Annotated in this window: 23 protein-coding genes and 1 tRNA gene; 10 read left to right on the top strand and 14 right to left on the bottom strand. The window is 72.5% G+C overall.

Annotated features, from left to right (window positions below):
- The first annotated feature begins 3 nt into the window (after window positions 1-3).
- Complete coding sequence (gene priA / locus JI742_RS00185; RefSeq protein WP_201822814.1) at window positions 4-2112, top strand: replication restart helicase PriA; 2109 nt, start codon at window positions 4-6, stop codon at window positions 2110-2112.
- A 25-nt stretch (window positions 2113-2137) separates the two neighbouring features.
- Here priA and JI742_RS00180 read toward each other — a convergent pair whose 3' ends face one another.
- Genes JI742_RS00180 through JI742_RS00170 form a run of 3 tightly spaced genes read right to left on the bottom strand, consistent with a single transcriptional unit; the run spans window position 2138 to window position 3393 of the window.
- Window positions 2138-2551, bottom strand: a complete 414-nt coding sequence (locus JI742_RS00180; RefSeq protein WP_201822811.1) for a DUF6691 family protein — start codon at window positions 2549-2551, stop codon at window positions 2138-2140.
- Between the two features lie 18 nt (window positions 2552-2569).
- Window positions 2570-3028 carry a YeeE/YedE family protein gene (locus JI742_RS00175; protein WP_201822808.1) on the bottom strand — a complete coding sequence of 153 codons (459 nt, stop codon included), beginning with the start codon at window positions 3026-3028 and terminating at the stop codon, window positions 2570-2572.
- On the bottom strand, window positions 3025-3393 hold the full coding sequence (locus JI742_RS00170) for an ArsR/SmtB family transcription factor (RefSeq protein WP_201822805.1): 369 nt from the start codon (window positions 3391-3393) through the stop codon (window positions 3025-3027). The genes JI742_RS00175 and JI742_RS00170 overlap by 4 nt, the downstream gene beginning before the upstream one ends.
- Before the next feature lie 108 nt (window positions 3394-3501).
- Between JI742_RS00170 and JI742_RS00165 the strand changes: the two genes are divergently transcribed.
- The 3 genes from JI742_RS00165 (at window position 3502) to JI742_RS00155 (ending at window position 7029) form a co-directional block, all read left to right on the top strand.
- A complete protein-coding gene (locus JI742_RS00165; RefSeq protein ID WP_201826224.1) occupies window positions 3502-4362 on the top strand; it encodes an MBL fold metallo-hydrolase in 861 nt (286 codons plus the stop codon).
- Between the two features lie 45 nt (window positions 4363-4407).
- On the top strand, window positions 4408-5268 hold the full coding sequence (locus JI742_RS00160; protein ID WP_201822802.1) for a M48 family metallopeptidase: 861 nt from the start codon (window positions 4408-4410) through the stop codon (window positions 5266-5268).
- Window positions 5269-5367: 99 nt separating this feature from the next.
- Complete coding sequence (locus tag JI742_RS00155) at window positions 5368-7029, top strand: peptide chain release factor 3 (RefSeq protein ID WP_236676713.1); 1662 nt, start codon at window positions 5368-5370, stop codon at window positions 7027-7029.
- Between the two features lie 153 nt (window positions 7030-7182).
- On the opposite strand, the gene metK is transcribed toward JI742_RS00155, so the two are convergent.
- A complete protein-coding gene (gene metK / locus JI742_RS00150) occupies window positions 7183-8364 on the bottom strand; it encodes a methionine adenosyltransferase (RefSeq protein ID WP_201822800.1) in 1182 nt (393 codons plus the stop codon).
- Between the two features lie 195 nt (window positions 8365-8559).
- On the opposite strand from metK, the gene JI742_RS00145 reads away from it, so the two are divergent.
- The 6 genes from JI742_RS00145 to JI742_RS00120 all read left to right on the top strand — a co-directional run bounded on the left by JI742_RS00145 (window position 8560) and on the right by JI742_RS00120 (window position 14095).
- Window positions 8560-9399 (top strand): lysophospholipid acyltransferase family protein, encoded by an 840-nt coding sequence (locus tag JI742_RS00145; protein ID WP_201822798.1) that lies wholly within the window; start codon window positions 8560-8562, stop codon window positions 9397-9399.
- Window positions 9396-10310, top strand: coding sequence for a lysophospholipid acyltransferase family protein (locus JI742_RS00140; RefSeq protein ID WP_201822796.1), 915 nt, complete (start codon window positions 9396-9398; stop codon window positions 10308-10310). Before JI742_RS00145 ends, JI742_RS00140 begins: the two co-directional genes overlap by 4 nt.
- Before the next feature lie 7 nt (window positions 10311-10317).
- On the top strand, window positions 10318-11181 hold the full coding sequence (gene dapF, locus JI742_RS00135) for a diaminopimelate epimerase (RefSeq protein WP_201822794.1): 864 nt from the start codon (window positions 10318-10320) through the stop codon (window positions 11179-11181).
- Entirely contained in the window at window positions 11178-11849 is a 672-nt protein-coding gene (locus tag JI742_RS00130; protein ID WP_201822792.1) for a DUF484 family protein, read from the top strand. Before dapF ends, JI742_RS00130 begins: the two co-directional genes overlap by 4 nt.
- A gap of 11 nt (window positions 11850-11860) precedes the next feature.
- Window positions 11861-12826: a tyrosine recombinase XerC gene (locus JI742_RS00125; RefSeq protein WP_201822790.1), complete on the top strand. Its 966-nt coding sequence runs from the start codon at window positions 11861-11863 to the stop codon at window positions 12824-12826.
- Between the two features lie 63 nt (window positions 12827-12889).
- Entirely contained in the window at window positions 12890-14095 is a 1206-nt protein-coding gene (locus JI742_RS00120) for a class I SAM-dependent rRNA methyltransferase (protein WP_201822789.1), read from the top strand.
- A gap of 67 nt (window positions 14096-14162) precedes the next feature.
- Here JI742_RS00120 and JI742_RS00115 read toward each other — a convergent pair.
- The 10 genes from JI742_RS00115 to JI742_RS00070 all read right to left on the bottom strand — a co-directional run bounded on the left by JI742_RS00115 (window position 14163) and on the right by JI742_RS00070 (window position 25859).
- Window positions 14163-14238 (bottom strand) — tRNA-Phe (locus tag JI742_RS00115).
- A 46-nt stretch (window positions 14239-14284) separates the two neighbouring features.
- Window positions 14285-14992, bottom strand: coding sequence for a response regulator (locus JI742_RS00110; RefSeq protein ID WP_201822788.1), 708 nt, complete (start codon window positions 14990-14992; stop codon window positions 14285-14287).
- Window positions 14993-15044: 52 nt separating this feature from the next.
- A complete protein-coding gene (locus JI742_RS00105) occupies window positions 15045-17315 on the bottom strand; it encodes a sensor histidine kinase (RefSeq protein WP_201822787.1) in 2271 nt (756 codons plus the stop codon).
- A gap of 7 nt (window positions 17316-17322) precedes the next feature.
- Window positions 17323-17895 (bottom strand): DUF4390 domain-containing protein, encoded by a 573-nt coding sequence (locus JI742_RS00100; protein ID WP_201822786.1) that lies wholly within the window; start codon window positions 17893-17895, stop codon window positions 17323-17325.
- Window positions 17896-17931: 36 nt separating this feature from the next.
- A complete protein-coding gene (gene rsmB, locus JI742_RS00095) occupies window positions 17932-19299 on the bottom strand; it encodes a 16S rRNA (cytosine(967)-C(5))-methyltransferase RsmB (protein WP_201822785.1) in 1368 nt (455 codons plus the stop codon).
- Window positions 19289-19969 carry a LemA family protein gene (locus JI742_RS00090; protein WP_201822784.1) on the bottom strand — a complete coding sequence of 227 codons (681 nt, stop codon included), beginning with the start codon at window positions 19967-19969 and terminating at the stop codon, window positions 19289-19291. Before JI742_RS00090 ends, rsmB begins: the two co-directional genes overlap by 11 nt.
- Window positions 19970-19993: 24 nt before the next feature.
- Complete coding sequence (queC, locus tag JI742_RS00085; protein WP_201822782.1) at window positions 19994-20731, bottom strand: 7-cyano-7-deazaguanine synthase QueC; 738 nt, start codon at window positions 20729-20731, stop codon at window positions 19994-19996.
- Between the two features lie 11 nt (window positions 20732-20742).
- The gene (locus tag JI742_RS00080) at window positions 20743-22056 is read right to left on the bottom strand and encodes a glutamate-5-semialdehyde dehydrogenase (RefSeq protein WP_201822780.1); all 1314 of its coding nucleotides are present in this window, start codon (window positions 22054-22056) and stop codon (window positions 20743-20745) included.
- Between the two features lie 49 nt (window positions 22057-22105).
- The gene (locus JI742_RS00075) at window positions 22106-23131 is read right to left on the bottom strand and encodes an AEC family transporter (RefSeq protein WP_201822778.1); all 1026 of its coding nucleotides are present in this window, start codon (window positions 23129-23131) and stop codon (window positions 22106-22108) included.
- A 97-nt stretch (window positions 23132-23228) separates the two neighbouring features.
- A complete protein-coding gene (locus JI742_RS00070; protein ID WP_201822776.1) occupies window positions 23229-25859 on the bottom strand; it encodes a DNA topoisomerase III in 2631 nt (876 codons plus the stop codon).
- Between the last annotated feature and the right edge of the window lie 39 nt (window positions 25860-25898).

Below are 25898 nucleotides of genomic sequence, written 5' to 3'. Positions count from 1 at the left end.
CGCTTGAGCCCCGTCCCGCAGGCGCCGGCCCAGACGCTCGGGGTGCTGGTCGAGACGCCGCAGCACAGCGGCCTGAGCGGCCCGCTGGACTACGGCTGCGACCGGCCCATCGCCCCCGGCACCCTGCTGCGGGTGCCGCTGGGCCGGCGCGAGGTGCTGGGCATCGCCTGGACGGCCCCTCGCCCGGCCGAGGCCCCGGCCGCCGAGGGCTGGGCCCTGCGCCCGGTCGCCGCCGTCTTCGACCGCCTGCCGCCGCTGCCGGCCACTTGGTGTGCCCTGATCGACTTCGCGGCCCGCTACTACCAGCGCGGCGCGGGCGAACTGGCCCTGGCCGTGCTGCCGGCCGAGTTGCGCAAGCTCGACGCCACCCAGCTCGACCGCCGCCTGCGCCGCCTGGACCGCGCCGCGTCCGCCGCGCCGCCCGCCGCCCACCCCGCTCCGGAGCGGCCCGCGCTGACGCCCGAGCAGGCCGCCGTGCTGGACGCCCTGGGCCTGGAGCGCATCGGCCAGGCCGGTGCCGAGCCGCCGGTCAGCCTGCTCGACGGCGTGACCGGCAGCGGCAAGACCGAGGTCTACCTGCGCGCCGCCGAGACCGTGCTGGCCGGCGGCCGCCAGGTGCTGATGCTGGTGCCCGAGATCAACCTGACGCCGCAACTGGAGGCGCGCGTCGCAGCCCGTTTTCCGGCGCGCCGCATCCTCAGCCTGCACAGCGGCCTGAGCCCGGCGCTGCGGCTGCGGCACTGGCTGCAGGTGCTGCGCGGCGAGGTCGACCTGCTGCTCGGCACCCGCATGGCCATCTTCGCGCCGCTGGACCGCCTGGGCCTGCTGGTGGTCGACGAAGAGCACGACCCCTCCTACAAGCAGCAGGACGGCGCGCGCTACTCGGCCCGCGACCTGGCCGTGCTGCGCGGCCGGCTGGAGCGGGCGGCGGTGCTGCTGGCCTCGGCCACGCCCTCGCTGGAAAGCTGGCACAACGCCCGGCCGCAGGCCGAGGGCGGCGCCGGCCGCTACCAGCGCCTGGCCATGCCCAGCCGCATCGGCGGCGGCGTGCTGCCGCGCGTGCGCCTGCTTGATCTGGGCCAACTGCGGCGCGAGGACCATGCCGCCGGCCTGATCGCGCCGGCCCTGGTCGAGGCCCTGCAGCAGCGCCTGGCGCGGGGCGAGCAGAGCCTGGTGCTGCTCAACCGCCGCGGCTATGCGCCGGTGCTGCATTGCGCCGCCTGCGGCTGGAAGAGCGGCTGCCCGCATTGCAGTGCCTGGCGCGTCTTCCACAAGAGCGACCGCAGCCTGCGCTGCCACCACTGCGGCGCCGCCGAGCGCGTGCCGCGCCACTGCCCCGAATGCGGTAATGCCGACCTGGATGCCCTGGGCCGCGGCACCGAGCGCCTGGCCGACGAGCTGGCCGAGCGCCTGCCCGGCGCCCGCATCGGCCGCATCGATGCCGACAGCACGCGCGCGGCCGGTTCGCTGGAGGCCCAGCTCGCCCAGGTGCATGCGGGCGACATCGATGTGCTGGTCGGCACCCAGATGGTCGCCAAGGGCCACGACTTCCGCCGCATCACCCTGGTGGCCGCCGTGCAGCCCGATGCCGCCTTGTTCAGCAGCGATTTCCGGGCACCCGAGCGACTGTTCTCGCTGCTGATGCAGGCCGCCGGCCGGGCCGGGCGCGAGGCCAGCCAGTCCGGCCAGAGCGAGATGTGGGTGCAGACCTGGCATCCGACGCATCCGCTCTACCAGGCCCTGGTCCGCCACGATGCCGCGGCCTTTGCCGAGGCGCAGTGGCGCGAGCGTTTCGAGGCCGGCCTGCCGCCGGCCACCCACCTGGCCCTCTTGCGCGCCGAGGCGCGCACGCAGGAGGCCGCCCAAGCCTGGCTGGCTGCCGCGGCAGCGCTGGGCGCCGCGGCAGCGGCCGAGACCGGCGTGAGCTGCTTCCCGCCGGTGCCGTCCCCGGTGCAGCGGGTCGCCCAGGTCGAGCGGGCCCAGATGCTGATCGAGGCCCCGCGCCGCGCGCCCTTGCAGCAGATGCTGGCCGCCTGGCTGCCGCAGCTCCACGGCCTGCGCGAGCCGCGCGTGCTGCGCTGGGCGATCGACGTCGACCCGCTGGCGATCTAGCGCCAGCCGGGACGCGGCCGCAGCCTCAGCGCCGCGCGAACAGCCGGTCGTGCAGGGCCATGCCGGCCAGCATCGCGCCGACGAAGAGCAGCCCCGCGCTGCTGCCGCTGCCCGCCGAGACCAGGGCCGGACCCGGGCAGTAGCCACCGATGCCCCAGCCCGCGCCGAACAGCAGGCCGCCGATCAGCAGGCGGCGGTCGATGACGGTGCTCGTGGGCAGGTCGATCGCATCGCCGTTCCAGGCCGAGCGGCGCCGCTTGGCCAGCGCAAAGCCGATCAGGCCGACGCCGACGGCGCCACCCATCACCAGCGCCAGGCTTGGATCCCAGGCGCCGGCCAGATCGAGGAAGCCGCTGACCTTGGCGGGATTGGCCATGCCCGAAAGGATCAGGCCCAGGCCGAAGACGAGGCCCGACAGGGCCGAGATGAACAGGGACATCGCAAGCTCCTGGAAGGCTCAGAGGACGTGGCGCAGCACGAACACGGTGACGAAGCCGGCGCCCATGAAGGACACTACGTTCACCAGCGAGCGGAAGGATCCGCGCGACAGGCCGCAGACCCCGTGGCCGCTGGTGCAGCCATTGCCCATGCGCACGCCCACGCCGACCAGCAGGCCGGCGACGATCAGGCCCAGGCTGCCGCTGACCTGCTCGGCCGCCGGCAGCGGCGCCACCAGTTGCCAGAGCCAGGGCGAGACCAGCAGGCCGGCGATGAAGACCAGGCGCATGGCCTGGGCCTTGATCGTCGAGGCCAGGCCGGCGCCGGGCGAGAGCAGGGCCTGCAAGGCGCCGCCCACGATGCCCGCGATGCCGGCGATGCGGCCGGCGCCGAGCACGAGCAGCACGGCCGAAAGGCCGATCAAGAGGCCGCCGGCCAGGGCGGTCCAGGGGGTGAAAGCTTGCCAGTCAAGGGTCATGGTGCGTGCGGCCGGGCGGGCCGGTTCGTGGGGCAGAAATGGGCATGCAGCGCCGCGATCACCGCGCGGGCGGCGTCCGAGGCGATGGCGTAGTGGATGTGGCGGCCGTCGCGGCGGGTCTCGACCAGGCCTTCGCCGCGCAGCACGCCAAGCTGTTGCGACAGCGAGGGCTGGGTCAGGCCGGTGGTCTCGGCCAGCTCGCTGACGCAGCACTCGCGGTCGACCAGGGCGCACAGCAGTTGCAGGCGGCCCGGATGGGCCAGGGCCCGCAGCAGGGCGGCCGCGGCCTCGGACTGGCTGCCCAGGCGCTCGGCCGAGTGCGGAGGCGACTCGGACCGGGGCAGGGTGGCAGGGGAGGAGACCATGACACGATGATAGTTCAAGACTTTATATATCGTTTGTCGCTAATATTGCCCCCAGGCGCCGCGGCGACACCCGCCCGCGTCGATCCGCATCCGCTCACCGAGGCCTGCATGAACGCCACGATCCACGCCTTCTTCGACCCGGCGACGAACACCGTCACCCACATCGTCAGCGACCCGGCCACACGGCACGCCGCCATCATCGACAGCGTGCTGGACTACGACCCCAAGTCCGGCCGCACCTCGACGGCCAGCGCCGAACGCGTGCTCGCCCATGTGCAGGCCGAGGGCCTGACGGTGGACTGGCTGCTCGAAACCCATGCCCATGCCGACCACCTTTCGGCCGCGCCCTGGCTCAAGGCCCGGCTTGGCGGCCGCATCGCAATCGGCAGCCACATCCGGGAGGTGCAGCGGGTCTTCAAGGGCATCTTCCATGCCGAGGACATGAGCACCGACGGCCAAGTCTTCGACAAACTCTTCGACGACGGCGAGGCCTTCGCCATCGGCGAGCTTCAGGCCCGCGCCATGCACACCCCCGGCCACACGCCGGCCTGCATGAGCTACCTGATCGGCGAGGACGCCTTCGTCGGCGACACCCTCTTCATGCCCGACTACGGCACCGCCCGCTGCGACTTCCCGGGCGGCGATGCGCGCACGCTCTACCGCTCGATCCAGAAGGTGCTGAGCCTGCCGCCGACCACCCGCCTGCACCTCTGTCACGACTATCCGCCGGCCGACGGCCGCGAGCCCTGCTGGATCACCACTGTGGCCGAGCAGCGCGCCGGCAACATCCATGTCCGCGAGGGCATCGACGAGGACAGCTTCGTCGCCATGCGCAGCGCCCGCGACCGCACCCTGGCCATGCCGGCGCTGATGCTGCCTTCGGTGCAGGTCAATGTGCGTGCCGGCCACCTGCCGCTGGCCGAGTCCAATGGCGTGGCCTACCTGAAGATCCCGCTCAACCAACTCTGAGGACCCGCGGCGGCCGGGCCGGGACGCCCCCGTACACTGGTCTGCATGACCGTCGCCCCGGGCCCCGCCGACCATGCCGAGCTTCAGCGGCAACTGCCCGGTCTGGGCCAGGCCCCCGGGCCAGTGGATGCGGCGGTGCCGGCGGCCCATGCCCTGCTGGTGCATCCGCGGGCACGCCAGGCCATCGTGCTCGGTGGCCTGAACATCGGCTACGAGCTGGTCCGCGTGCGGCGCCGCTCGATCGGCATGGTCGTCACGGCCGAGGGCCTGTCGGTGCGCGCGCCGCGCTGGGTCGGCCTCGGGGACATCGAGGCCGCGCTCCAGGCCAAGGCCCGCTGGCTGCTGGGCAAGCTCGGCGAACAGGGTGAGCGCCAGCGCCGCCTGGCTGCCGGCCGCATCGACTGGGTCGACGGCGCCTGCCTGCCCTACCTCGGCGAGACCCTGGTGCTGCGGCTCGACCCGCAGCAGCGCGGCCTGGCCCTGCGCGAGGCCGCCGCCGGCGACACCCCGCCCGGCCGCCGCCTGCTGCTGGGCCTGCCGCCGCAGGCCGATGCCGTGCAGGTGCGCGATGCCGTGCAGTCCTGGTTGATGAAGGAGGCCCGCCGGGTCTTCCTGGAGCGCCTGGCCCATTACGCGCCGACCCTGGGCGTGCAGGTGCGGCGGCTGGCTCTTAGCTCCGCCCAGACCCGCTGGGGCAGCGCCAGCGCCGATGGCTCCATCCGCCTGAACTGGCGGCTGATCCACTTCAGCCTGGCGACGCTGGACTATGTCGTCGTCCACGAACTCGCCCACCTGCGCCACATGGACCACAGCCCGCGCTTCTGGGACGTCGTGCGCGATGTGCTGCCCGACTTCGACCAGGCCCGCGCCGCGCTGCGCGACCCGGTGCTGCCGGCGTTCGACTAGACCGCTGCGGCCGGGCGGCGTCGGCACGGCGCCTCGCCGACAATCGCGGGTTTTCCGGCGGCGGCCCCTCCCGGGGCCGCGCCGCGCGAGCTGCCCGCCATGTCCGACCTCACCCCCCTGCCGCATGCCCCCGAGGTGCGCCGCCGCCGCACCTTCGCGATCATTTCGCACCCCGACGCCGGCAAGACCACGCTGACCGAGAAGCTGCTGCTGTTCTCCGGCGCGATCCACATCGCCGGCTCGGTCAAGGCGCGCAAGGCCAGCCGCCATGCGACCAGCGACTGGATGGAGATCGAGAAGCAGCGCGGCATCTCGGTGGCCAGCTCGGTCATGCAGATGCTCTACCGCGACTGCGTGATCAACCTGCTCGACACGCCCGGCCACAAGGACTTCTCGGAAGACACCTACCGCGTGCTGACCGCAGTGGACGCCGCGCTGATGGTGATCGACGCGGCCAATGGTGTGGAGCCGCAGACGCGGCGATTGATCGAGGTCTGCCGCCAGCGCGACACGCCCATCCTGACCTTCGTCAACAAGATGGACCGCGAGGGGCGCGACCCGCTGGAGCTGCTCGACGAGATCGAGCAGGAGCTCGGCATGCCCTGCGTGCCCATGACCTGGCCGGTGGGGCAGGGCAAGGCCTTCGGCGGCATCGTCGACCTGCGCAAGCAGCAGATGCGGCTCTTCAAGGCCGGCGCCGACAAGCGCAGCGACCAGGACGGGGCCGATGCCGACGAGATCGTCCCCCTGGCCCAGGCCGACACGCTGCGCGCGCGCTTCGGCCAGGATTTCGAGACTGCCGAAGGCTCGATCGAGCTGCTGGCCGGCGCCGCGCCGGCCTATGCCCAGGATGCCTTCGAAGCCGCCAAGCAGACGCCGGTCTTCTTCGGCTCCGGCGTCAACAACTTCGGTGTCCAGGAGGTGCTCGATGCCCTGGTCGACCTGGCCCCGCCGCCCGCGGCCCGCCACGTCACCCAGGCCGACGGCCGCGACGTGGAGGTGCCGCCCGCCGCCGAGGGCTTCAGCGGCGTGGTCTTCAAGGTGCAGGCCAATATGGACCCCTCGCACCGCGACCGCATCGCCTTCGTGCGCGTCAACTCCGGCCGCTATGCCAGCGGCATGAAGCTGCGCGTGCAGCGCAGCGGCAAGGAGCTGAGGCCGACCAGCGTGGTGACCTTCCTCTCGCAGCGCCGCGAGGCGGTGGAGGAGGCCTATGCCGGCGACATCATCGGCTTCACCACCCACGGCGGCGTGCAGCTCGGCGACACCATCACCCACGGCGAGGCGCCGGCCAGCTTCGGCACCTACACCGGTCTGCCCTTCTTCGCGCCCGAGCTGTTCCAGACGGTCGAGCTGGCCAACCCCATGAAGAGCAAGCAGCTCATGCAGGGCCTGTTGCAGCTTGGCGAGGAGGGCGCGATCCAGGTCTTCCGGCCCACAGTTGGCGGCGCGATGCTGCTGGGCGCCATCGGCCAGCTCCAGTTCGAGGTGGTGCAGCATCGGCTGAAGGCCGAGTACGGCGTCGAGGCGCGGCTCGGCGCCTGCCGCTTCCACGGCGCGCGCTGGGTCACTTGCGATGATGCGGCGGCGATGCGCAAGTTCACCGACGAGGCTGCCAGCAAGCTGGCACTCGATGCGGCCGACACCCTGGCCTACCTGATGACCTCGCCCTACGACCTGCGGCTGACGCAGGAACGGCATCCCAAGGTCGTCTTCCACCCGCTGCGCGAGCACGCCGGCCTGGCCTTGCAGACGGGTTGAGACCGTCCGGGCCGGCCCGGACGGGGCCTCTCAGACCGCCCTCTGTTCAGTCAGCCTGCCCAAACGGAAGCTGGGCGGGCCGGCCCGGGGACCGACCCGCCCCGGGGGCGTGTCCTGCATCGCGGGGCGGCAGCCGCCGCCCCGGGCCGGGCATCAGACGCCGGCGGCAGCCTTCAGCGCGGCGGCCTTGTCGGTCTTCTCCCAAGAGAACTCCGGCTCCTCGCGGCCGAAGTGGCCGTAGGCGGCGGTCTTGCCGTAGATCGGACGCAGCAGGTCGAGCATCTGGATGATGCCCTTGGGACGCAGGTCGAAGTGCTCGTTGACGAGCGCGGCGATCTTGTCGTCCGGCAGCTTGCCAGTGCCGAAGGTGTTGATCGTCACGTTCATCGGGCGGGCCACGCCGATGGCGTAGGCCACCTGCACTTGGGCCTGCCTGGCCAGGCCGGCGGCGACGATGTTCTTGGCCACATAGCGGGCGGCGTAGGCGGCGGAGCGGTCGACCTTGGTCGGATCCTTGCCGCTGAACGCACCCCCGCCGTGCGGGCAGGCACCGCCGTAGGTGTCGACGATGATCTTGCGGCCGGTCAGGCCGCAGTCGCCCTGCGGGCCGCCGACGACGAAGCGGCCGGTCGGGTTGATCAGGTACTTGGTGTCGGCGGTCAGCCACTCGGCCGGTAGCACCGGCTTGATGATCTCTTCGCGGACGGCCTCGTAGAACTCGGGCTTCATCTTGTCGCCCAGGCTCCACTCGGGGGCATGCTGGCTGGACAGCACGACCGTGTCGATCGACACCGGCTTGCCATCGACATAGCGCAGCGTGACCTGGCTCTTGGCGTCCGGACGCAGGAAGGGCAGGCGGCCGTCCTTGCGCAGCTGGGCCTGGCGCTCGACCAGTCGGTGCGCGTAGTGGATGGCCGCGGGCATCAGCGCCGGCGTCTCGTCGGTCGCGTAGCCGAACATTAGGCCCTGGTCGCCGGCACCGATGTTCAGGTAGTCGTCGCTTGCGCGGTCCACGCCCTGGGCGATGTCGTTGGACTGCTTGTCATAGGCCACCAGGACCGCACAGCCCTTGTAGTCGATGCCGTACTCGGTGTTGTCGTAACCGATGCGCTTGATGGTGTCGCGCGCAACCTCGATGTAGTCGACATTGGCCTGCGTGGTGATCTCGCCGGCCAGCACCACCAGACCGGTGTTGCACAGCGTTTCGGCGGCCACGCGCGAGAGCGGGTCCTGCGCAAAGATCGCGTCGAGGATCGCGTCGGAGATCTGGTCCGCGACCTTGTCGGGATGGCCTTCGGAGACCGACTCCGAGGTGAAAAGGAAATCGTTCGCCACTCTTACACTCCTGGATTCCGGTTGCTTGGCGCGTTGCCGGCCCGGTGGGAGGTGCGGCGAACGCTTTAGCGGAAGGTGGGCTTTTCAGCCCGGGAAAGCGGCTTGCACCGTTTTCTGTCGCCCCGCAAGTAGTTCAATAACTCGGCGACTTTTTGATCTTAGCAGCCCGTGTTCAGCCGTTTCCTCTCCGTTTGCATGCGTGGCCTGGCGGGCTGGCCGCTCGGGCTTCTGCATTTTCTCGGGGGCGGTCTGGGCTGGGCGGTCTACCTCCTGTCGCCGTCCTATCGGCGCCGCTTTGACAGGCATGCGGCCCAGGCAGGGCTGAGCAAGTCCCAGGCCCGGGCCGCCATCCCCTCAGCCGGGCGCATGCTGGCCGAGCTGCCCCCCTTGTGGGCCCGGCCGCTGGATGCGCCGCTGCCCATGCCCGTGCAATGGCAGGGCGGCGAGCTGATCGAGCAGGCCCAGGCCGCGGGCCGCGGCCTGCTCATGCTGACCCCGCACCTGGGCTGCTTCGAGGCCATCGGCCAGTCCTACGCCGCGCGCTATGGCGCCGGCCGGGGCCTGATGACCGTGCTCTATCGCCCCGCGCGCAAGCCCTGGCTGCGCGAGATCGTCGAATCCTCGCGCCGCCGGCCCGGCCTGGATGCGGCGCCCGCCACCCTGGCCGGCGTGCGGCAGATGATCCGTGCGCTGCGCCGCGGCGAGGTCGTCGGCCTGCTGCCCGACCAGGTGCCGCCCGAGGGCCTGGGCGTCTGGGCGCCCTTCTTCGGCCGGCCGGCCTACACGATGACCCTGGCCGCACGCCTGGTGCAGCAGACCGGCTGCGCGCTGCTGCTGGTCTGGGGCGAGCGCCTGCCACGCGGCGCCGGTTACCGTGTGCGGGTGAGCCCGATGCCCGAAGCCCTGCCCGACGAGCCGGTCGAGGCCGCCACCGCGATCAACCGCGCGATGGAAGGCCTGATCCGCTTGTGCCCCGAGCAATACCTCTGGGCCTACGCCCGCTACAAGGCGCCGCGCAGCGGCCCCGCGGCATGAGCGCCGGCTTGGCGAAGCTGGGCAGCCGCGCGCTGCTGGGCCTGCTGTGGCTGCTGCACGGGCTGCCGCTGCCGCTGCTGGCGGCGCTGGGGCGTGGCCTGGGCGCGCTGCTGTGGCGTCTGGCGGGCTCGCGGCGGCGCATCGCGCTGCGCAATCTGCAACTCTGCTTTCCCGAGATGGCGGCCGACCGGCGCCGCGCCCTGGCCCGCGAGCACTTTGCCTGGCTGGGCCAGAGCCTGCTGGAGCGCGGCGTGCTGTGGCATGCCTCGCCGGCGCGGCTGCGGCGGCTGATCCGCATCGAGGGCGCGGTCGGCGCGGCCGATGCCCATCCCGAGCGCGCCTGGATGCTGCTGGCGCCGCACTTCCTTGCGCTCGATGTGGCCGGCGCGGCCTCGCTGATGCACGTCAAGCGGCCCGGGGCTTCGATCTACCAGCGCCAGAGCGATCCGGTCTTCGATGCCGCGATGCGCCGCGGCCGCCTGCGCTTCGGCCCGCTCAAGCTCTTCGCCCGGCAGGAGACGGCCAAGCCGCTGCTGCGCGAGGTCAAGCGCGGCGCGGTCTTCTTCAACTTGCCCGACATGGACTTCGGCGCCAAGGATGCCGCCTTCCTGCCCTTCTTCGGCGTGCCGGCGGCCACGCTGCTGGCGCCTTCGCGCATGGCGCGGCTGATGGACATGGCGGTGCAGCCGGTGGTGGCCGAGATGCTGCCGCGCGGCCAGGGCTGGCGGGTGCGCTACCACCCGCCGCTCGAAGGCTTCGGCAGCGAGGATGCCGAGGCCGATGCCGCGCGCATGAACCGCTGGATCGAGGACCGCATCCGCGAGAACCCCGCGCAGTACCTGTGGGTGCACAAGCGCTTCAAGACCCGGCCGCCGGGCGAGCCCAAGCTCTACGGGGCCGGGCCCGGATAATCGGGCGATGCGACTCCGCTTCACCAAGATGCAGGGGGCCGGCAACGACTTCGTCGTGCTCGATGCCACCGCCGCCCCGCTGGCCCTCGATGCCGGCCAGATGCGCCGGCTTGGCGATCGCCGCTTCGGCGTCGGCGCCGACCAGTTGCTGATCGTCGAGCGCAGCGCGACGCCCGGGGTCGACTTCCGCTACCGCATCTTCAACGGCGCCTCCGGCGAGGAGGTCGAGCACTGCGGCAACGGCGCCCGCTGCTTCGCCCGCTATGTGCGCGACCGCGGCCTGATCGAGCGCGACACCATCGTCGTCGAGACCGTCAACAACCAGCTCGTGCTGAAGCTGCAAGCCGACGGCCGCGTCACCGTCGACATGAACCGGCCGGTGCTTGAAGCCGCCCGCGTGCCCTTCGATGCCAGCGGCCTGCGGCCGCTGGCCTTCGCGCAGCAGTGGCCGGTCGAGGTGCTCGGCCGCACGCTGCCGCTGGCGGTGCTGTCGATGGGCAATCCGCATGCGGTGCTGGACCTCGCCGCGATCGGCTGCGACGACGTCGACCGCGCCCCGGTCGAGACCCTCGGCCCGGCCATCGAGGCCCATGCGCGCTTTCCGCGCAAGGTCAATGCCGGCTTCCTGCAGATCGTCGACCGGGGTCATGTGAGGCTGCGCGTTTTCGAGCGCGATGCCGGCGAGACCCTGGCCTGCGGCACCGGCGCCTGCGCGGCCGTGGTCGCCGGCATCCTGGCCGGCCGGCTCGATCCCCAGGTCGATGTGGAAACCCGCGGCGGCCTGCTGACCATCGCCTGGCCCGGGGGCGAGGCCTCGGTCGCCATGACCGGCCCGGCCGAAACCGTCTTCGAAGGAGAGATCACGCTGTGAGCAGCATTCAGGGCATCACCGAAGACGACATCGCGAACTACCTGCTTCAGACGCCAGGCTTCTTCGAGCGCCATGCCGAGCTGCTCGGCCAGGTGCAGTTGCGCAGCCCGCACGGTACGCGCGCCGTCTCGCTGCAGGAGCGGCAGATGGAGATGCTGCGCGAGAAGATTCGCGGCCTGGAGCTGCGGCTGATCGAGATGATCCGCCACGGCCAGGAGAACGTCGCCATCGCCGACCGCCTGCATCGCTGGACCCGCGAGCTGATGCTGACGCGCGATCCGCAGGCCCTGCCGGGCGTGCTGGTGCAGGGCCTGCAACGCGAGTTCCTGATCCCGCAGGCGGCCATCCGCGTCTGGGGCCCGGCCGAACTGCCGGCCGAGGCCGACGGCGCCCAGCCGGTCACCGAGGAACTGCGCAGCTTCACCACCGGCCTCAGCCTGCCCTACTGCGGGCCGAATGCCGGTTTCGACGCCGCCGCCTGGCTGAGCGATGCGCCGGCCTCGCTGGCCCTGGTGCCGCTGCGCCATGGCACCGCCTCGGCCGCCTTCGGCCTGCTGGTGCTGGGCTCGCCCGACCCGACGCGCTTCCGCGCCGACATGGGCACCGAGTTCCTGATGCGCATCGGCGAGCTGGCCAGCGCCGGCCTCGTCCGCCTGCTGCCGCAGTGAGGCCGGCGGGCATGGCCGGCCCCGACACGGACCCCGCCCGGCCCGAAGCCGGCAGCCCGGCCGCCCACCTGGAGCACCTGCGCGTCGAGCGCCGCCTCGCCCCCGCCAGCCTGCGCGCCTACACCGCCGCGCTGCAGCGCCTGGCCGACTGCGCCGCGGCCGAGGGCCTGGCCCTGCCCGAAGTCCAGACCAGCGCCCTGCGCCGCTGGGCCGCGCGCCTGCATGGCGAGGGCCTGGCCCCGCGCAGCCTGGCGCAGATGCTGTCGGCCTGGCGCGGCTACTACCGCTGGCTGGGCCAGCGCCACGGCCTGCGCGCCAATCCGGCCGACGGCCTGCGGGCGCCCAAGGCCCCGCGGCTGCTGCCCAAGGCCTTGTCGGTGGAGGAAGCCGTGGCCCTGGCCGAGCATCGCGTGGCCGAGCCCGCCGACCCGCGGCTGGAAGCGCGCGACCGCTGCATCGTCGAGCTGCTCTACGGCTGCGGCCTGCGCGTGGCCGAGCTTTGCAGCCTGGACGTGCACGCCGGTCCGCAGGCCCAGGGCTGGATCGACCGCAGTGCCGCCGAGGCCCATGTGCTCGGCAAGGGCCGCAAGCGCCGCAGCCTGCCGGTCGGCCGGGCCGCGCTGGACGCGCTGGTCGACTGGCTCGCGCAGCGCCCGGCCCTGGCCTCACCCGATCAGCCGGCCCTGCTGCTCAACCGCAGCGGCCGGCGGCTGAGCCCCTCGCAGGTCCGCAGCCGCCTGCGCGAGCGCGCGGCCCGCGCCGGCCTGCCGCAGCCGGTGCATCCGCACATGCTGCGGCACAGCTATGCCTCGCACCTGCTGCAGTCCAGCGGCGAACTGCGCGGCGTGCAGGAGCTGCTCGGCCATGCCAGCATCGCCACCACCCAGGTCTACACCCGGCTCGACTGGCAGCATCTGGCCAAGGCCTACGACGCGGCCCACCCGCGCGCCCGGCGCAAGCCGGACGATCCCGCCTGAGCGGCGTGGCGCGCTTGCGCCGGACTGCGGCCTGCCGCATCCCAGCCCGGGGACAATCGCCGGATGAAGACTGTCCGACTCCGTGAAGGCAAGGAGCGCTCGCTGCAGCGCCGCCACCCCTGGGTGTTCCAGGGCTCCATCGACAAAGGCGGCGGCGACACCGGCGAGACGGTGCGCGTGGAGGCCGCCGACGGCAGCTTCCTCGGCTGGGGTGCCTTCAGCCCGCGCTCGCAGATCCGCGTGCGGATCTGGAGCTTCGACGAGCATGAGCGTGTCGACGAGGCCCTGTTCCAGCGCCGCATCGCCGCCGCGCTGCGCTACCGCCAGCGCCTGGCGATCGCCAGCAAGGGCCAGCGCCTGATCCACGGCGAGGCCGACGGACTGCCCGGCCTGATCGTCGACCGCTACGACGACACCCTCAGTGTGCAGTGCTTGGCGGCCGGCATCGAACGCTGGAAGCCCGTCATCGTCGCCGCACTCGTCGCCGAAACCGGCTGCACGCGGGTCTACGAACGCTCCGATTCCAGCGTGCGCCAGCTCGAAGGCCTGGCCGTCAAGACCGGCTGGCTGCAGGGCGCCGAGGGCGAGGCCCCGGCCGAACGCACGATCGACGAACACGGCTGGCAGTTGCAGGTCGACATCGCCCACGGCCACAAGACCGGCTACTACCTAGACCAGCGCGACAACCGCGGCCGCTTTGCCGCCTGGGTCCGCCAGTTCGGCGCGAAGCGCGTGCTGAACTGCTACAGCTACACCGGCGGCTTCAGCGTGGCCGCGCTCGCGGGCGGGGCCAGCGAGGTGAGCAGCGTCGATTCCTCCGGCCCGGCCCTGGCGCGGGCGCAGGCCCATGTCGAGCGCAATGCCGCCGCCTTCGGCTACGACCCGGCCGCGCACCGCACGCTTGACGCCGATGTGAACGCCACGCTGCGCCAGCTCCTCAAGGACGGCCGCCGCTTCGACGCCATCGTGCTCGATCCGCCCAAGTTCGCCCCCAGCGCCGCCCATGCCGAGCGTGCCGCGCGCGCCTACAAGGACATCAACCGCCTGGCCTTCAAGCTGCTCAGCCCCGGCGGCCTGCTGCTGAGCTTCAGTTGCTCGGGCGGCGTCAATGCCGACCTCTTCCACAAGATCGTCGCCGGCGCCGGCATCGACGCCCAGGTCGACGGCCACCTGCTCGCCCGCCTCGAAGCCGCGCCGGATCACCCGACGACGGTGGCATTCCCCGAAGGCGAGTACCTCAAGGGCCTGGCCATCGTCGTGAAGGGCTGAGCGGCGGGCCGGGCGGGTGCCCCATGCGAAACGCCCCAGCATCTTGCGATGCTGGGGCGTCATGTCTTGGTGGCTCGGGGCGGAATCGAACCACCGACACGCGGATTTTCAATCCGCTGCTCTACCAACTGAGCTACCGAGCCAAGAAAGACGGGAGTGTAGCAGGCGCCGCGAGCCCGACTGTCGCGCTCAGCCGACGAGGTTCTTGCGGCTGCGGTTCAGGTCGACACCGAGCTGCTTGAGCTTGCGGTAGAGGTGGGTGCGCTCCAGCCCGGTCTTCTCGGCCACGCGGGTCATGCTGCCGTTCTCGCGGGCGAGGTGGAACTCGAAGTAGGCCTTCTCGAAGGCGTCGCGGGCTTCGCGCAGCGGGCGGTCGAGTTCGAAGCTCTGCGTCGCAGGACGGCTGTTCGGGCCAGCGGGCGGCGCGGCCTCGACCGGCGTGCTCGTTGCCGGCATCGCTTGCGCGGCGCTGGGCGGCTCGCTGCTCGTGCGCGGCGCCTCGGTGCCGGACGGGTCCTCGGCGCCGCGGGCCTGTGGCCGGGCCAGGCCCTGCTCCACCGCACGCAGCAGCTTCTGCAGGGTGATGGGCTTTTCGAGGAAGGCCATGGCGCCGAGCTTGACGGCCTCGACCGCGGTGTCGATGGTGCCGTGGCCGCTCATCATGATCACGGGCATGGTGAGCTGGCCGTTCGCGCCCCACTCCTTGAGCAGGGTGATGCCGTCGACATCGGGCATCCAGATGTCGAGCAGCACGAGGTCGGGCCGAACCCGCTCCCGTCCGGCTCGGGCCTGTTGGGCGTTCTCCGCGAGTTCGACCGTGTGGCCCTCGTCGGTGAGGATTTCCGAGAGCAGGGCACGGATGCCCAGTTCGTCGTCGACTACAAGAATGGTGGCCATGGAATCGGTCAGCGCACGACCGCGCAAGGGGCGCGGTCGCCGGGCGGCCTGCTCAGGCCACCCACTTGGAAAATGATATCGAAACCCGTGCGCCCGGTCGGGGGGTGGCCCCGTCCGGATCGCGCGGGCCAAGTCGGATGCGGGCCCCGTGCTCGTCGCAGATCTTCTTGACGACCGCCAGCCCGAGGCCGGTGCCCTTGGCCTTGGTCGTCACATAGGGTTCGAAGGCGCGCTGAAGCACGCCCTCGGCAAATCCGGGTCCATTGTCCTCGACCACCAGCCGCAGGCCCTGCCAGCGGCCCTCGGCATCGCGCCGGCCTTCGCTGCGGATCTCGACGCTGCCGTCGGCCTGCTCGCTGACCGCATCCAGCGCGTTCTGCACCAGGTTGTGCACGACCTGGCGCAACTGGCTCGGATCGCCCTCGATCGGCGGCAGGTCCGCTTGCAGCCGGGCGCGCAGCCGGCCCTGCTCCTGGGCCTCGGCATAGAGCTGCAGCACGTCCTGCACCAGGGCATTGAGGTCCAGCGGCGCCAGCCGCGCGGCCGGCAGGCGGGCGTAGTCGCGGAATTCATTGACCAGTTGCTTCATCGCCTGCACCTGGGTCACGATGGTGGCGACGCCACGCGCGAGCATGGCCGCATCGGCCTCGGCCAGCTTGGGGCCGAGCTTGTGCTCCAGCCGCTCGGCCGAGAGCTGGATCGGCGTCAGCGGGTTCTTGATTTCATGGGCCAGGCGGCGCGCGACCTCGGTCCAGGCCTGCGCGCGCTGGGCCGAGACCAGCTCGGTGATGTCGTCGAAGACGATCAGCCGTGCGCCGTCGGGCAGGGTGGCGCCGCGCACCAGCACGGTGGGCTGGGTGCTGTCGTCGGGATGGGCCCCGGCGCCCGCGGCAGGGCTCAGCTCGAAGGCGTCCTGCCACTGCAAGCGTTCGCCCGGCTCGCCGGTCTGCTGCGCGCCGCGGAAGCGGTCCTCGACGGCGGCGGCCAGCGCAGCCAGGGTCGGCAGCTCGTCGAGCCGGCGATGCTGATAGGCCCCCAGCGGCGCCCGCAGGATGCGGATGGCGCCGGGGTTGACGGTGTCGATGCGGCCTTCGGCGTCGAACACCACCACGCCCGCGCTCATGGTGTCGAGGATGGTCTGGAGCTTGCCGCGCTCGCCGTCCAGCGCCGCCGTGCTGGCCTCGGCCTGGCCGCGGGCGTCGGCAAGCTGGCGCGTCATCTCGGCAAACGAGCGGGTCAGGCCGCCCAGCTCATCGCGTGAGCTGAACACCGGCTTGGGCCCCAGGTCGCCCCGGGCGACCTGCTGCACGCCCTCGGCCAGCAGCAGCAGCGGCTTGGCCAGGCGGTTGCCGAAGGTCACGGCCAGCAGCACCGCGGCGAACACCGCCAGCACCAGGGTCAGGGTGAGCGTGCCGATGTACATGCTGCGCAGGCCCTCGCGCGCCAGGGCGCGTTCCTGGTACTCACGGTAGGCCGCCTGCACCGCCAGGGCATTGGCCGCAAGCTGCGGCGGCAGCCACTGCGTGACGAGCAGCCAGCGCTCCTCCCCCGCCAGCGCAAAGCCGCCGGCCGGCAACTGGGCCAGGGCGCGGATGCGCGGCGGGCTGCGCGGGCTGCCGTCCTCGCGGCGGCTGCCGGGCTCGCCCAGGCCTTCGTCGTCCAGGCCTTCGAGCTGGGCGGCGATCCGCATCTCGCGGGCCTTGCGGAACAGCGCCGTGCCCGGCCGCTCCGGGCCCAGGGCATAGGCGCTGCCGCCGGCGCTGGCCAGCACCTGCCCGCCGGGGCCGAGCAGCGCGATCTCCTGCGCCGCCAGTTGCTCGCGCAGCCGCTCCAGCGCCAGCGGCTGGCGGCGCTCGGGCGCATCAGCCAGGCGGTCGGCGGCTTGGCGGGTCTTGTCGGACAGGTCCTTGAGCGCGGCATCCAGCGTGACCCGGCCCAGGTCCAGGCCGGCTTCCAGCGCGCGTTCGACCGAGACATCGAACCAGCTCTCGATGCTGCGCGCGACGAACTGGTAGCTCACCGCATAGACCAGCGCCCCCGGCACCACGCCGACCAGCGCGAAGATCGCCGCCAGCCGCAGCAGCAGCCGGCTGCCGAAGCGGCCGTGCCAGAAGCGCGAGACCAGGCGCAGCCCGGCCAGCACGACGACGGCCGCCAGCACGCCCGCGATCGCCAGGTTCACGCCCAGCAGCCAGGGGAAGTGGCGCTCATGCACCGTGCGGTTGTCGGTCGCCACCACCAGCAGCGAGGCCAGCACCAGGCCGGCGCCGGCCAGGGCCACCAGGGCGACGATCCGCAGGCCCCGCGCGTCGCGCTGGTTCATGCCGGCCTCAGCGGGATTCGCGCGGCAGCAGGCGGGCGCGGTGCCGCAGCTCCAGCTCCCAGGCGTCCGCGCGGTCCACGCTGAACTGCAGCGGGCGCGGCAGGCGCGAGGTGTCGAGCTGGAAGCTGAACTCGACCCGGTAGGCCGAGCCGTCGTCGATCACGCCGGGCTCGACGATCTGCCAGCGCGAGGCGGCGAGCACCGCGGCCAGGGCCTCGTCGAGGCGGTCATGCTGCTGGCTGAAGCCGCCCAGGCTCAGGCGGTAGCGGCGGCTGAGCGGCTGCCAGGCCAGGCGCCAGGCGCGGCTCTGGCGGGCGACCCGCTCGTCGCGCCAGTACCAGCGCTCGCGGTAGACCTCGACCTCGGTCAGGAAGTGCAGCGGCACGCCCTTGAGCAGGGCCTCCTCCACCGCCGTCGGCAGCGGCATCCGCAGGCTGTAGCTCAGCAGCAGGCCTTCATCGTCCTGGCGGCGCAGCTCGAAGCTGCTCAGCTCCGGCTCGGCACGCAGCGGGGCCAGGGCCAGCAGCAGGCTCAGCAGCAGGACCAGGCGGCGCAGCAGCAGTACGGGGACGCAGGGCACGGACGGGCAGCTCGGACGGCGTGGTGGGGCGCGGCATCAGGCCGTGCCGGGGGCCGCGTCCCCGCGCGTGAACAGCGCGTAGAAGAAGCCGTCGCCGGGGGCGCCGCCTTCGGCAGCCTGCGATCCGGCCACCGTCGCACCATTGTGGGTGAGGGGCAGCAGGTGGCCGGGCGATGGCCGCAGCCGCGCCCCGGGCGTGCGTTGCAAAAACGCGTCGACCTGGTCCTGGCCCTCGGCCCGGAAGACCGAGCAGGTCGCAAACAGCAGCCGCCCGCCCGGCGCCAGCAGCGGCCACAGGGCGTCAAGCAGCCGGGCTTGCGCCTGCGCGAGCGCGGGCAGGTCGGCCGGGCGGCGCAGCCAGCGCACATCGGGGTGGCGGCGGACGATGCCCGAGGCCGAGCAGGGCGCGTCGAGCAGGATGGCGTCGAAGGGCCGGCCGTCCCACCAGTCGGCCGGCCGGCCGGCGTCGCCGGCCACCGTCCGGGCGCGCAGTCCCAGGCGCTGCAGGCCCTGGTCGACCTTGCGCAGGCGGCCGGCGTCGCTGTCCAGGGCGAGCAGATCCAGCTCGGCCCGCTCCAGCAGGTGGGCGGTCTTGCCGCCGGGGGCGGCGCAGGCGTCCAGCACCCGCGCGCCGGGCGGCAGGCCGGCGCCATCGAGCAGCAAGTGGGCGGCGCGCTGCGCCGAGGCGTCCTGCACCGAGACGGCGCCTTCCGCCCAGCCCGGCAGGCGCTCGACCGGCTGCGGCGTGTCGAGCTGCAGGGCCTGCGGCGTGTCCGGCCCCAGCGGGCGGGCCGGCAGGCCGGCCCCGGCCAGGCGCTGCGCATAGTCGGCCAGGCTGCCGTGGCGGGGGTTCACGCGCAGCGTCATCGGCGGCGGGGCCTGGGCGGCGTCGAGCAGGGCCGGCCAGTGCGCGGGCCAGTCCAGGCGCAGTTGGGCGATCCACCAGGCGGGATGGTTCCAGCGCGCCGTGTCCTGCCCGGCCAGATGGGCTTCCAGGCCTTCGGCCTCGCGCAAGGCACGGCGCAGCACGGCATTGACCAGGCCGGCCTGGGCCGGCGCGCGGTGCTTGGCCGCCTCGACCGCCTGGCTGACCAGGGTGTGCGGCGCATAGCCGGCCCGGCTGTCGCGCGCGCCCAGCGCCAGCGCGCAGAGCAGCAGGGCCTCGACCCAGGGTGGTGGCTGGCGCGCGACCAGCAGGGTGGCCAGGGCCTGGGCGCGGCCGAGGCCGCGCATCACCTCGAAGGCCAGGGCCTGGCTGCCGGCGCGGGCGGCCGGCGGGCAGCGTGTCAGCGCCTCGGTCAGCGAGCGGCCGGCGCGAACGGCGGCGACCGCCTCGGCGCTGTGCTCCAGCAGGCGGGCCAGGGGCAGCGCGGCCGGGCTCGCGCGGGGGGTCTCAGCGGGCATCGTCCGGGGCCCGATCGGGCAGGGCCGTCAGGCCGAGGCTGGCCTCGGCCGGCTCGGCGGCCGGGGCCGGCAGCCGCGCGGCAGGGCGGAAGTTGAAGAGGTCGGCGACCAGCCGGGTCGGCCATTCCGCGCGGGCCAGGTTGTAGGCCGAGACCGCCGCATCGTGCGGCCCGCGCTGGAAGGCGATCTGCTGCCCCGCCTGTTGCAGGCTCTGGTGCAGGGCTTGCAGCAGCACGCGCCAGGCGGTGTCGCTGGCCGAGCCGGGGGGCGGGGCTTCCGGCCGGGCCTGGGCCTCGACCCGCTGGCGCAGGCCGCCGAGTGCGCGGTCCAGCACCTGCTCGGCCAGGCCCAGGCTCTGCATGGGGCCGGCTTCCAGGGGGCGCTGGGCCACGGCCTGGGCGGCGGTCCCGGCCTGGCGAGCGGCAGCGGCCAGCGTGGCCAGCAGGGCCGATTCCTCGGCCGGCCATTCGCTGCCGGCCCCCCCGGGCAGGCCGGAGGTGGCCAGGCTCGCGCCATCCTGCGCCAGGGTGTGGCGGCGCCGCAGGGCGGCATCGACCGCCGTCCACAGCGCGGCCACCGCGCCGCGCAGCCGCACCAGGCGGTTGTAGGCGCCGATCACCCAGAAGACCAGGACGGCCAGGCCGACGATCCAGGCCAGCCGCTCACCCATGGCGGCCTCCCTTGGCGGACCGGCTCATGCCGCGGGGCCGGCCGTCCGGGCGGCTTGCGTGATGTAGCTCGTCCAGCCGCGCGCACGCAGCTCGCAGGCCGGGCAGTGGCCGCAGCCGTGGCCCCAGGGGTGGCGCTGGCTGCGGTCGCCCAGGTAGCAGCTGTGGCTGTGCTCGGTGATGAGGTCGACCAGGGCCGGGCCGCCGAGCTGCTCGCTCAGGGTCCAGGTCTGGGCCTTGTCGAGGAACATCAGCGGCGTCTCGACCGTCATCGGCCCGGCCAGGCCCAGGCTGAGCGCGACCTGCAGGGCCTTGAGCGTGTTGTCGCGGCAGTCGGGGTAGCCGGAGTAGTCGGTCTCGCACATGCCGCCGACCAGCACCGTCAGCCCGCGCCGGTAGGCCAGGGCCGCGGCATAGGTGAAGAACAGCAGGTTGCGGCCCGGCACGAAGGTGTTGGGCAGGCCGTTGGCCTGCCATTCGATGGCGCGCTCCTCGGTCATGGCCGTCGCGCCGATCTGGGCCAGTTGGCGCAGGTCGAGCAGATGGTCCACGCCCAGGCGCGGCGCCCAGTGCGCAAACTGCCAGCGCAGCTCGCGCAGCAGCAGCGAGCGGCAGTCCAGCTCGACACGGTGGCGCTGGCCGTAGTCGAAGCCGATTGTCTCGACGTGCGCGAAGCGCGCCAGCGCCCAGGCCAGGCAGGTGGCGGAATCCTGGCCGCCGGAGAACAGCACCAGCGCGCCGCGGGGATCGAGGGGCAGGCTCATCGTGGCCGGGCTCAGGCGCGGCCTTCGCCCTGGCCGAAGACGATCCACTTCATCGAAGTGAGCCCCTCCAGCCCCACCGGCCCGCGGGCGTGGAACTTGTCGGTCGAGATGCCGATTTCCGCGCCCAGGCCGTACTCGAAGCCATCCGCGAAGCGGGTGCTGGCATTGACCATGACGCTGGCCGAATCGACCTCGCGCAGGAAGCGCATCGCGTTCGGGTGGTTCGTCGTCAGGATGGCGTCGGTGTGGTGGCTGCCGTAGCGGTTGATGTGGGCGATGGCCTCGTCCAGGCTGTCGACCAGCTTGATGCTGATGATGGGCGCCAGGTATTCCTCGGCCCAGTCGGCTTCGGTGGCGTCCACCAGCTTCGCGCCGGGCAGGGCCGCCGCGCGCAGGAGGGCCAGCGCACGCGGTCCGCAGCGCATCTCCACGCCCTTGGCCGCGAAGACCGCGCCGATGCGGGGCAGGAAGGCCGGCGCCACGGCGGTGTGCACCAGCAGCGACTCGGTCGAATTGCAGGGGCTGTACTTCTGCGTCTTGGCGTTGTCGGTCACCGCCACGGCCAGGGCCAGGTCGACCTCGGCGTCCACATAGGTGTGGCAGTTGCCGTCCAGGTGCTTGATGACGGGCACCGTGGCCTCGCGGCTGATGCGCTCGATCAGGCCCTTGCCGCCGCGCGGGATGATCACGTCAACATAGGCCGGCATGGCGATCAGGCGGCCCACCGCCGCCCGATCGGTGGTCGGCACCTGCTGCACGGCCTCGGCCGGCAGGCCGGCCTGGGCCAGGGCCTGGCCGACCAGGGCGGCCAGCGCGGCGTTGGAGTGCGCCGCCTCCGAGCCGCCGCGCAGGATGGCGGCATTGCCGCTCTTGATGGCCAGCGAGGCGGCGTCGATGGTCACGTTCGGCCGGCTCTCGTAGATCATGCCGAAGACGCCCAGCGGCACCCGCATCTGGCCGACGGTGATGCCGGTCGGGCGGCGGCGCAGGTTCGTCATCTCGCCGATCGGGTCGGGCAGGGCGGCGACCTGCTCGCAGCCCTCGGCCATCTGCGCGATGACCTTGGGCGTCAGGCGCAGGCGGTCCACCATCGGCGCGGCCAGGCCAGCGGCCTCGGCGGCGGCGATGTCGCGGGCATTGGCCTCTTGCAGCGGGCCGGCCTGCGCGCGAATCGCGGCGGCCAGGGCCAGCAGGGTGGCGTTCTTGGTCGCGGTCGAGGCGGCGGCCATCGTGGTGGCGGCGCGTCGCGCGGCCTGGCCCAGGCGCTCCATCAGCGCGTTCACATCCTCGGGGGCGAGGGTGGCGGAGGGGGTCGAAGCATTCATACCGCGATTGTCGCCGCGGGCCCGGCCGGCCGCCGGGCCGGCCCACCGCTCAGCGCGTCAGCGGCCCGCCCAGCGCGCCGAGCAGCAGCAGCCACAGCGGCGCCGTCAGCACGAAGGCGCTGGTCGAGACGACGATGGCGGCCGTGGCCTCGGCCTCCTGGCTGCGGTAGCGCTGGGCGAACATCAGCGCATTGCTGCCAGTCGGGTTGGCGGCGGCCAGCACGATCACCGCCAGCGGCAGGCCCAGCAGGCCGCCACCCAGTCCGCGGTCCACCGCCCAGCCGGCGGCCAGCACCAGGGCCGGCTGCACCAGCAGCTTGAAGGCGCTGAGCTGGCCGGCCACCCGCGCCGCGCCGCGCACGCCGTAATGGCCCAGCGACAAGCCGATGGCCACCAGGCAGAGGGGCACGACGGCGGTGCCCAGCATCACCAGCACCTCGTCCAGCGGCCCGGGCAGCGGCAGGCCGCCCAGGTTCCAGGCCAGGCCGGCCAGCACCGGCAGCACGATGGGATGGATGACCGTGTTGCGCACCACCCGTGCCAGCGTGCCGGCCAGGCTGGCCGGCGCCTCGCCACGGCGCACGGCGGCCCGGGCCAGGTCGCGCTCGACCAGCACCGTCAGCAGGCTCAGCAGCACCAGGGCATGCAGGCTGACCACCGCCAGGTGGATCTGCAAGCCGGCCTCGCCGAACAGCGCCGCGGCCATCGGGATGCCGAGCTGCGCGTTGTTGCCGAAGGCCGCGGTGATGGCGCGCACCGCCGGCGCGGCCGCCTCGGGCATCGCCCCCTGCGCCCGCGCGGCGCGGCGCAGCGCCCGCTTCTGCCACAGGTAGACGCCCGCCATGCCCAGCACCACCGGCACGAAGAAGACCGCCAGCGCCCGCCAGGGCAGGGTGGCCAGGTCGATGCGCGCGGTGGCGCGGAAGAGCAGCGCCGGTGCGAACAGGTAGAAGGCCGCGTTGGACAGGATGCGCGCCGCCTCCCCGCCCCGGAAGGCTTCGAAGCGGCCGGCGATCCAGCCCAGCGCGATCGTCGTGAAGATCGCGCCGAGCTTGAGGAAGAGCACGCTGCCCATGCGCGGCGCCTGCCCTTCAGCGCCGCGTGCAAGCCCGGGCCGGGCCGCGGCGGGATGGGCGGCGCCGCGCGCCGGGGGGTCTCGGGCTCACGCCGCCTCAGCCCTCGTCCGCCGCCTTGCGCGCCGCCTTCTTGGCCGGCGCCTTCTTGGCGGCGGGCCGCGGCTCGAAGGCGAAGCCCACCTTGCCCTCCTTCGCATCCCAGGCCAGCCGGGCCTTGAAGGCGCGGCGGGTCTTGTTGGAGACAAAGCCCTCCAGCAGTTCGGTCTGCCCGGTGGCCAGCAGCTTCTGCACCTGCTCGTGGGCGATGGGCTGCTGCAGGATGATCTTGCCGGTCTTGAAGTCGCAGGTCACGCGCGCGCCGACGGCATGCTCGCAGAGGTAGTTCGTGCCGTGTTCGTAGACATGGCCCTTGCACTTCGGGCAGGCGCCCAGGCTGTCCTGGCCGCTGAAGTCGACCGGCTCGCCGTCGGCCTCGGCCTGCTTGGCGTCTTCGCCGAAGTCGAATTCCAGCTTCCAGTTCTTGATCTCCTCGTCGAAGACCAGCTTCAGCTCGGCGGTGAAGGGCCAGCCGGCCTTGGAGCGAAAGCCCTCCAGCGGGCCGATCTTGCGGTCGCGCAGGAAGGCATCGGCCTCGGCCGTCTCGAAGGCGCGGCCGCCCGGGATCTTGCCGATCGAGAAGCCGCAGCCCTCGCCGTCCGACGCGCCCGTCGCCGCAGCCTGGCTGCCGACGCAGGCGAAGCGGCGGTAGTTCTCCTTGACCACGCCGCCGCAGTTCGGGCAGGGCGTGGCCAGGGTGGCGTAGTCGCCGGGCACGGTGTCGCGGTCGTATTCCTTGGCCTTCTTGACGATGCGCTCGGTCATCGCCGCGATCTCGCCCATGAAGGCTGCGCGCGAGAGACGGCCCTTCTCCATCTCGGCCAGGCGGTGCTCCCAGTTGCCGGTCAGCTCGGGCTTGGTCAGGTCCTCCACGCCCAGGCCGCGCAGCAGGGTCATGAGCTGGAAGGCCTTGGCCGTGGCGATCAGCTCGCGGCCCTCGCGCAGCATGTACTTCTCCAGGATCAGGCCTTCGATGATGGCCGCGCGGGTGGCTGGCGTGCCCAGGCCCTTCTCCTGCATGGCGGCCTTCAGCTCCTCGTCGTCGATCAGCTTGCCGGCGCCTTCCATGGCGCTCAGCAGCGTGGCTTCGCTGTAGCGGGCCGGCGGCTTGGTCTTCAGCGCGTTCAGGTTCACGGCCTCGGTCGTCACGGCCTCGCCGGGCTGCACGGCGACCAGGGTGGCGTCGTCCTCCTGCGCCTCCTTGCCGTAGACGGCCAGCCAGCCCGGCTTGACCAGCACCTTGCCGTTCGTCTGGAAGTGGTGCCGCGCCGCGCCGGCCTCGACGATCGTCGTGCGCGTCGTCACCATGAACTCGGCGCTCGGGTAGAAGACGGCCAGGAAGCGCTTGACCACCATGTCGTAGAGTTTGGCCTCGACCTCGGTCAGGGCCTTGGGCGCTTGCAGGGTCGGGATGATGGCGAAGTGGTCCGAGACCTTGGCGTTGTCGAACACCCGCTTGCTCGGCTTGATGTAGCCCTGGTTCAGCGCGAAGCGGGCATGACCGGCCAGGGCCTTGAGCGGGCCGGGCTGGTCCTCGTTGGCCAGCATCTCGACCGTGTTCTTCACCGTGGCCAAGTAGTCCTCCGGCAGGGCGCGCGAGTCGGTTCGCGGGTAGGTCAGCACCTTGTGCTTCTCGTACAGGGCCTGGGCGATCGACAGCGTGGTCTTGGCCGAGAAGCCGAAGCGCGAGTTGGCCTCGCGCTGCAACGTGGTCAGGTCGTAGAGCAGGGGGCTGGCCTGGGTGCTGGGCTTGGCCTCCTCGTTGACGGTGGCGGGCTGGCCGCGGCAGGCATCCACCACCGCGCGGGCGGATGCCTCGTCCCAGATGCGGTCGGCGCGGCGCTCCAGGTCCTCGTTCTTCTTGAAGGCCGGGTCGAACCACTTGCCCTCGTAGCTGCCGGCGGCGGCGCCGAACTCGGCCTTCACCTCCCAGTAGGGCCGCGAGACGTGCTTGCGGATCTTCTCCTCGCGCTCGACCACGATGGACAGCGTCGGCGTCTGCACCCGGCCCACCGTGGTCAGGAAGAAGCCGCCGTCGCGGCTGTTGAAGGCCGTCATCGCCCGCGTGCCGTTGATGCCGACCAGCCAGTCGGCCTCGCTGCGGCTGCGGGCGGCGTCGGCCAGGCCCTGCATCTGCGCCTCGCCGCGCAACTGCTCGAAGCCATCGCGGATGGCCTGCGGCGTCATGCTCTGCAACCACAGGCGGCTGATCGGCTTGCCCAGGCCCTTGGCCCGGGTGGCGGCGGTGCTGTCGGCGGCGTACTGCTCGATCAGGCGGAAGATCAGCTCGCCCTCGCGGCCGGCGTCGCAGGCATTGATCAGCCTCGTCACGTCCTTGCGCTTGATCAGCTTGACCAGGGCGTTCAGCCGGCTCTTGGCCTTGTCGATCGGCGCCAGCTCGAAGTGCGGCGGGATGACCGGCAGGTTGGCGAAGCTCCACTTGCCGCGCTTGACGTCGAATTCCTCCGGCGCCTTGATCTCCACCAGGTGGCCGACCGCCGAGGACACGACGTAGTGCGCGTTCTCGAAATGGTCCTCGTGCTTCTCGAACTTGCCGGATGAAGGCGTCAGCGCGCGGACGATGTCCTGCGCGACGCTCGGCTTCTCGGCGATGACCAGTGCTTTGCTCATGGGCTTCTTGATGTGTTGCGGCCGCACGGCCGGGGTGGG

This window comes from Piscinibacter lacus, assembly GCF_016735685.1.
Lineage (GTDB): Bacteria > Pseudomonadota > Gammaproteobacteria > Burkholderiales > Burkholderiaceae_C > Aquariibacter > Aquariibacter lacus.
Note: the sequence above shows the minus strand (reverse complement) of the source record. Positions and strands in the feature narration are given on the sequence as shown.

Bases quoted from the DNA above. Each gene is read 5' to 3' on its own strand.
- JI742_RS00180 (WP_201822811.1), bottom strand. From the start codon at position 2,551: ATGTCCCTGTTCATCTCGGCCCTGTCGGGCCTCGTCTTCGGCCTGGGC.
- JI742_RS00175 (WP_201822808.1), bottom strand. From the start codon at position 3,028: ATGACCCTTGACTGGCAAGCTTTCACCCCCTGGACCGCCCTGGCCGGC.
- JI742_RS00170 (WP_201822805.1), bottom strand. From the start codon at position 3,393: ATGGTCTCCTCCCCTGCCACCCTGCCCCGGTCCGAGTCGCCTCCGCAC.
- JI742_RS00165 (WP_201826224.1), top strand. From the start codon at position 3,502: ATGAACGCCACGATCCACGCCTTCTTCGACCCGGCGACGAACACCGTC.
- JI742_RS00160 (WP_201822802.1), top strand. From the start codon at position 4,408: ATGACCGTCGCCCCGGGCCCCGCCGACCATGCCGAGCTTCAGCGGCAA.
- JI742_RS00155 (WP_236676713.1), top strand. From the start codon at position 5,368: ATGTCCGACCTCACCCCCCTGCCGCATGCCCCCGAGGTGCGCCGCCGC.
- JI742_RS00145 (WP_201822798.1), top strand. From the start codon at position 8,560: ATGCGTGGCCTGGCGGGCTGGCCGCTCGGGCTTCTGCATTTTCTCGGG.
- JI742_RS00140 (WP_201822796.1), top strand. From the start codon at position 9,396: ATGAGCGCCGGCTTGGCGAAGCTGGGCAGCCGCGCGCTGCTGGGCCTG.
- dapF (WP_201822794.1), top strand. From the start codon at position 10,318: ATGCGACTCCGCTTCACCAAGATGCAGGGGGCCGGCAACGACTTCGTC.
- JI742_RS00125 (WP_201822790.1), top strand. From the start codon at position 11,861: ATGGCCGGCCCCGACACGGACCCCGCCCGGCCCGAAGCCGGCAGCCCG.
- JI742_RS00120 (WP_201822789.1), top strand. From the start codon at position 12,890: ATGAAGACTGTCCGACTCCGTGAAGGCAAGGAGCGCTCGCTGCAGCGC.
- JI742_RS00110 (WP_201822788.1), bottom strand. From the start codon at position 14,992: ATGGCCACCATTCTTGTAGTCGACGACGAACTGGGCATCCGTGCCCTG.
- JI742_RS00105 (WP_201822787.1), bottom strand. From the start codon at position 17,315: ATGAACCAGCGCGACGCGCGGGGCCTGCGGATCGTCGCCCTGGTGGCC.
- rsmB (WP_201822785.1), bottom strand. From the start codon at position 19,299: ATGCCCGCTGAGACCCCCCGCGCGAGCCCGGCCGCGCTGCCCCTGGCC.
- JI742_RS00090 (WP_201822784.1), bottom strand. From the start codon at position 19,969: ATGGGTGAGCGGCTGGCCTGGATCGTCGGCCTGGCCGTCCTGGTCTTC.
- queC (WP_201822782.1), bottom strand. From the start codon at position 20,731: ATGAGCCTGCCCCTCGATCCCCGCGGCGCGCTGGTGCTGTTCTCCGGC.
- JI742_RS00080 (WP_201822780.1), bottom strand. From the start codon at position 22,056: ATGAATGCTTCGACCCCCTCCGCCACCCTCGCCCCCGAGGATGTGAAC.
- JI742_RS00075 (WP_201822778.1), bottom strand. From the start codon at position 23,131: ATGGGCAGCGTGCTCTTCCTCAAGCTCGGCGCGATCTTCACGACGATC.
- JI742_RS00070 (WP_201822776.1), bottom strand. From the start codon at position 25,859: ATGAGCAAAGCACTGGTCATCGCCGAGAAGCCGAGCGTCGCGCAGGAC.